4 protein-coding genes are annotated in these 4,375 nt (G+C 33.0%); all 4 read left to right on the top strand.

The window, feature by feature from the left end:
• Nucleotides 1–473 precede the first annotated feature (473 nt).
• The 4 genes from Q1A47_RS20095 (at nt 474) to Q1A47_RS20080 (ending at nt 4,240) form a co-directional block, all read left to right on the top strand.
• Nucleotides 474–1,259, top strand: a complete 786-nt coding sequence (locus Q1A47_RS20095; protein ID WP_026679584.1) for a GNAT family N-acetyltransferase — start codon at nt 474–476, stop codon at nt 1,257–1,259.
• Between the two features lie 147 nt (nt 1,260–1,406).
• The gene (locus Q1A47_RS20090; protein WP_051388214.1) at nt 1,407–1,958 is read left to right on the top strand and encodes a sigma-70 family RNA polymerase sigma factor; all 552 of its coding nucleotides are present in this window, start codon (nt 1,407–1,409) and stop codon (nt 1,956–1,958) included.
• Entirely contained in the window at nt 1,951–2,892 is a 942-nt protein-coding gene (locus Q1A47_RS20085; RefSeq protein WP_166531035.1) for a hypothetical protein, read from the top strand. The genes Q1A47_RS20090 and Q1A47_RS20085 overlap by 8 nt, the downstream gene beginning before the upstream one ends.
• Nucleotides 2,893–3,685: 793 nt before the next feature.
• Nucleotides 3,686–4,240 carry a sigma-70 family RNA polymerase sigma factor gene (locus tag Q1A47_RS20080; RefSeq protein WP_226983551.1) on the top strand — a complete coding sequence of 185 codons (555 nt, stop codon included), beginning with the start codon at nt 3,686–3,688 and terminating at the stop codon, nt 4,238–4,240.
• Nucleotides 4,241–4,375: the final 135 nt, after the last annotated feature.

Here is a 4,375-nt window from a genome sequence, read left to right as displayed (position 1 = left end):
TTATTGTAACTAAAAAAAGATATGAATCCCATAATAAAATGGAAATCATATCTTTTTTGGACTTTTTCAGTGGCCTCCTGAATGAGCAGGATTTTTTATGCTTCGGGGATTTTTATAATAAATAGATCGTTCATTAAGATGAATTTATTTCAATTTGTTTTACGTTAGTATATTAATTATAGTAAGTGCTTTATATGGTCAACTTACTATTTATCCCCCCCACAATAACCTACTTCAGGCAAAAAGAGAAGCCACTATTGGTAAGTGGGGGGGCGACTGCCAGTAAATGTCCGATTGGCTCTAAGGCCTTTAGGTCATACCCCTGTGGTACTAACGATCGCGGGGGATAAACAAAACTATAGCTGATTGAAGTGTCACTTTTAAAACAGCAAAAGGTTTACTTGAATGATACACCTACTTCTTTTATATTTAGAAAATAAACTGAACAGATCAGCTTGCAGAGGAGGAATTTTATGAAACGAAATATCGTCATTCAAAAGATAACAGAGATGGATGCGTTAGAAAGTATTCTTCATTTAGAAAATCAAATTTGGGGAAATGCAACTCCTGTACATCAAACATACACAGCGATAAATAATGGAGGGCTAATGTTAGGAGCATACGATGGAGATAAATTAATTGGTTTTTCCTATAGCTTTACTGGCTATGATGGGCAGGAAGTGTATTTATATTCACATATGCTAGGTTTACTACCTGATTATCGGAAGGCAGGCCTAGGAGAAAGGATGAAGCGTAAGCAAGCTGAGATTGCTGATCAAATGGGGTATGAGAAAATGATTTGGACCTTTGATCCATTGCAAAGTTTAAATGCTTACTTAAATATGAATAAATTAGGGGCGACTGGTGTCAAGTATAAGGAAAATTACTATGGAGATATGGATGATGGATTGAACCGGGGGATGGCAACAGATCGTATTATTATAGAATGGCATTGGAATGAGGATAAAAGCTTAGAGAACGTCCAGACAGTAATTGAAGAACAAGTACTCCTATTAGAAAAAGAAGGAATGCCAATTAGTAACCTGCATGCCGATCAGAATTTAAAGGAGAATGCATATTTTGTCTCTGTGCCAAATAATATACAAGAAATAAAAAGCAATCAGTTAGAACTGGCAATTGACTGGCGAATGAAAACAAGAGCGGTGTTTAATTGTTTGTTTAAGCAAGGATATCGAGCTAAAGGATTTATAAGGGATGATAATAAAAAGATTGGTTATTATTGTTTTCAAAAGAAATAATAATCCAAGTATATAATTAGAAAAAAACCTTAAATACAATGGTGTTTAAGGTTTTTTTCGTTAACACTAGATGATTATTAAAAATTTGGATATAACGCACCATATCTTTTTTTATAATCGTCTAATATATGGAAGGGGGAGTAAGGTTTGTTTAATGAGAAAGAGATTTTAAGTGAATCTGATACTAATGAAATTCTATTAGAAGAACTTATGGGGTTATATGGAGATGAGTTAAAACGAATTGCTTATTTGTATGTAAATGATATCTCGCAAAGTGAGGATATTGTTCAAGAAGTTTTTATATCTTGTTATAAGAATTTTCACCGTTTTAATAAAAAATCAAGCTATAAAACATGGTTATATAGGATCACGATTAATAAGTGTAAGGATTATCAACGGAAATGGAGCTTTAGAAATATAATTTATAAACCTGTCATTAGTACAATAAAAGGACTATTAACAGAATCAATTCATGAGGAAGTAGAAAAACAAGAGCAATCAAATGAATTAGTTCGGTTAATTGCACAGCTTCCAATTAAATATAAGGATGTTCTTATTTTATATTATTATAAGCAAATGTCTTTAAAGGAGATTAGTACGATTAATGGTTTAAAAATGAATACAGTCAAATCAAGATTAGTTAGAGGAAGGAAATTATTAAAAAGAGAATTAGTAGAGAGGGGGATATATGATGAGTGAGTTTGATAATCATATTAAAAAAGAAATACAGAAATATTTAAACAAGAATATTCATTTTACTACTAATGATGAACAAGAAATTCTAAGAAAAAAGAAGAAAAAGCAGTATTCGTTATATGTCTCGTCACTAGTTTTTGCGCTTATATTAGTATTTCTATTAATCGGGCCTGTACTTAAAGATGAAGTAATAGACAATAAGATTTATGAATTTTCTCCTGCTCCTTTTTCTACAAAGATGCAATCCAGTAAGAAATTAATAGAAAGAGAAGACAATATGAAAGAGAAAGAACCTAAACAGAATGCAGTTGACAAGGAAGTCGCTGAAAATAAAGATGAGTCTGACGAAAAAGAAAATGCAATAGAAACAAATGATCAGAAGGATCAAGAGAATCAATCTGCGGATCAAAATGGTAATAAGGAACATCAAGAAGATCAAGAAAAACAATCTACGAATCAGACTGATAATAAACATCAGAAAGATCAAGAAAGTGAATCAACGGATAAAGAGCAAAATGAACCTTCCATTTCGGATAAGGAAAAAGAAGTTATACTTCATAAACTAAGGCAATTTAATTCGAGCATTGATGTAGTTATTGCAGAATTAGAACCAGAATCCTATAAATTTAAAAACACATTTGTTGTTAAAGAAGATGTGTATACACGCTTAAATAATATGATGACAAGAAATGTTGCAGAACAGATATGGTCTAACCGCCTAGAGGAAAAAAGCGATGGCTTATATTTAATTCCTATGGATGGCGAACCTGACTTCCGGGAGGGGGAAGAATATAGTATTACAAAACTCTCCAGTACTAAATTTAAAGTGACACAGACAGCAGTTGCTGATTTATATGGACACTACAAAGTGCTATTCATAGTAAGTAACATTGATAATCAGTGGAAAATAAGCGATTATAAATGGTCTAGTTTATAAAAATATTAATAATTTTGTTAATAGCTTATAACGAGAAGTGAAAAAAGCGCTTGATCCTCTCGAGGATTGAGCATCCAAATAAAAAACAGGACTTCTTCACTTTCATGTATAAACCTGCTATAAGTAAGTTGATAAAATTATAAATAAAGGGAATTTAAAAAAAGAGAAGATGGGTAATAACTAAAGCGGACCATTATAAGATAAAGCATGCATTACTGTCTCTGGTAACTATATGAAGCGCATTTCTATAAATCAGAGGGTAATTATAGCGAGTTCCTTTGTGGAAATCAGATTTTTTTAAATTATCTATGTACTTTTTGTGTTAGTTAACGTAAATTAATAGGATGATAGGTGATATCTATTAAATTGTACAATGGGATTAGTTTATCTCACATATTACTGGTAGTAAGACTCCCACTTCAAGCAATCAAGTAAAACCAATATGGGAAGTGGGATCAACTCAAGGAAATGTCCGATTCGTTAAAGGGCCTTGAGGTCATACCCTTATGGTACGAACCATCAGTGGGGGGAACAAAACCTCCAACTGGTTGAGTAAAAGTAGAATTGCGTGAGGAACAAATATCTTTCTTCATTTTGTCATATCACATACAGATTGTTCAACTGTACAAAGACCGTTAAGATAGGAACTGGCTCACAAAAACATTTCATTCTGTTGAATGAGATGTTTTTTTAGATAGATAAGAAAATGACGAGAACAAAAATAAATAAAAATGCCACTATCCTCTTTGTTCATTCGATAATAGGATTAAATAGAGTTGTTAGGGGGATAAAGATGGTTAAAGGAAAAAAGGCTCTCCATATGACCTTTGAAGAGATTGTTGAACAGAATGAACGCAGAATCCATTACCATATTCATAAACTTCATATTAATGATCCGCATCAGGAATTCTATCAAGAGGGGCTTGTTGCCATGTGGAACGCTTATGAGAACTATAAGCCAGATAAAGGACCATTAGCTACCTATTTTAATTATACCATTCGTAATCGTATGATCGATTTAATTCGAAAGAAAACAAGAGAAAGAGAAAATGACGATACGTATGAAGCTCATCAGTTCCTTAAAAGAACACATGGTAATTATGTTCGCGCTGGCGGTAGAATGTATCCAATAAGTAATCAGGAAACGGAGTACTTTCATGAAAACACAGACTTAGAAGATATAAAAAAAGAACTAACGGAAAATCAATGGAAATGGGTATTGTTGTTTATTGTTAAGGATTTATCGATAAAAGAGATCGCGGACAGAGAAGGTGTTTCCACCGATGCGGTGAAAAGCTGGGGAAGAGAGGTGAGAAGAAAACTACGTTCAGCAGCATTAGATTATTGACAAATAAGGATAAGACGCTGAGACAAAAGAATGAAGAAACAATAAAAAACGAACAATGAGGTGGTTACCCCCAAAAGTTAGAGTTTATACTATGCAGCTGATTGGCTGGATTGCGTTCGGTACTCAACTGGACTC

This window comes from uncultured Virgibacillus sp. (assembly GCF_947495635.1).
GTDB classification, from domain to species: domain Bacteria; phylum Bacillota; class Bacilli; order Bacillales; family Amphibacillaceae; genus Virgibacillus; species Virgibacillus salarius.
The sequence above is the reverse complement of the archived record's forward strand: the minus strand, read 5'-3'. Positions and strand labels throughout refer to the sequence as shown.

Coding starts and splice junctions, on each gene's coding strand:
- Q1A47_RS20095 (WP_026679584.1), top strand. CDS start 474: ATGAAACGAAATATCGTCATTCAAAAGATAACAGAGATGGATGCGTTA.
- Q1A47_RS20085 (WP_166531035.1), top strand. CDS start 1,951: ATGAGTGAGTTTGATAATCATATTAAAAAAGAAATACAGAAATATTTA.
- Q1A47_RS20080 (WP_226983551.1), top strand. CDS start 3,686: ATGGTTAAAGGAAAAAAGGCTCTCCATATGACCTTTGAAGAGATTGTT.